Raw genomic sequence first — 1,645 nt, 5'->3', positions numbered from 1 at the left:
GAGATGTAAAAACATCTCCCCAATACATAAATTATCCATTATAATTTTATTGCTAAGATAAAAAGAATGGAGTTGGATTTATGTATGATATTAGTTTAAATGAGAACGGCCTAACTTTCAAGGATTTGGAGAAAAGAATTTATAAATTCGCCTGTGATGAAGCATGCAAAGCTCTGAGTGAAGTCTTGCAATCACTAGATGAAAGATTGCTTAGAGAAAGAGATAGTAAAGTATATCGAAATAAAGGTCTTAAACAAACTTGTTTAAGGACAATTATGGGTGATGTTGAGTATTCTAGGCGTATTTATCAATTTGAACTTGAAGATGGTAAGAAAGCTAATAAATTTCTTCTGGATGAATATTTAGGAATGGACACTATAGGCAATTTTTCAATTAACCTTGTTGAGACTATTTTAACTAACGTGGCGGAAGTATCTTTTAGAAAAACAGCTGAGAATATAAAAACAATGTGTAATCAAGAAATTAGTCCACAAGGCGTTTGGAACGTAGTTCAAACAGTTGGAAAGAAGATTAATGAGATAGAAGAACGTAAGATTGAACTAAATGAAAAGGGGTTCCTAAACGGTGAGAAGGAAGTACCAGTGTTATTTCAAGAACAAGATGGTCTTTGGTTATACATCCAAGGTAAAGATAGACCAGAGGGCAAAAGTAAGAAGAAAGAGCTAAAATTAGCAATAGCATATACAGGATGGACATTGCGACCTGGTAGTAAAAAAGAATATGCTGTTGTGGATAAAACTGTTTGTGCGAGTTTTGAGAGTGCCACTCATTTTAGAAAACTTTCAGAAGCTACTATAGCTGAAAAATATAATGTTGATGAAATTGAGATTAGAATTTTGAATGGTGATGGTGCTAATTGGATAAAAGCGACCTGTGAAGATCAAGATATACATTTTCAATTAGATCCGTTTCATATAAGTCAAGCAATTATTCGTAAAGTAAGTAATAAAAAATATCAGAAAATTTTAGTGAGATTATTTAGAGAAGCAAAGATTGATGAAGGTTTACAACTAATTGTTAATATGATGATAGATAACAATGAAAATGAAGTTGTTTTTAAAAAGCTTATAGAACTATACGACTACCTTTCCCATAATAGAGATGCCTTAATGCCATACAAATTAAGGAGCAATATAAATATGCCTACGCCACCGGAAGGTATAGAATATAGGCAATTAGGAACCATGGAACACAATATTTGCGATGTCTTAGCTCATAGAATGAAGGGACGAAAAATGAGCTGGTCTATTCAGGGCGCGGATAATCTTTCTAAAATATTAGCAGAGAAGTTTAGTAATAGATTATTCAGTACATTAGATAAAATATATAGCAATATTATACCTAATGATGTTATAGATGCTGTAATTGCTGAAATGCCACTATCAGCCTCGGCTGTTAATAAAAAAGGGAAGAAATCGAAAGAATATAAAATTCATAGCGCACCTATTCCGTACAGCGGAGCTGCAGTTAGTTTGGGAAGAAAAGTGATACAAAACTTATGTGGATTAAAAGGATTTGGAGATATTAGTTACAATTAAGAGTAAAAATGCTTAAGGGAAGTTATAAATATATACTGTAAAATAATGGATAATAAAATAGTTGCCCACTTTTACTTGACTCAATC

1 protein-coding gene is annotated in these 1,645 nt (G+C 32.2%); it reads left to right on the top strand.

The genetic code is table 11. The features are described from left to right. Window positions 1-80: 80 nt before the first annotated feature. Window positions 81-1,559 carry an ISLre2 family transposase gene (locus tag CLVI_RS17120; protein WP_106061451.1) on the top strand — a complete coding sequence of 493 codons (1,479 nt, stop codon included), beginning with the start codon at window positions 81-83 and terminating at the stop codon, window positions 1,557-1,559. The last annotated feature ends 86 nt before the right edge of the window (window positions 1,560-1,645 follow it).

The organism is Clostridium vincentii, assembly GCF_002995745.1.
GTDB classification, from domain to species: Bacteria; Bacillota; Clostridia; order Clostridiales; family Clostridiaceae; genus Clostridium; species Clostridium vincentii.
The sequence above is the reverse complement of the archived record's forward strand: the minus strand, read 5'-3'. Positions and strand labels throughout refer to the sequence as shown.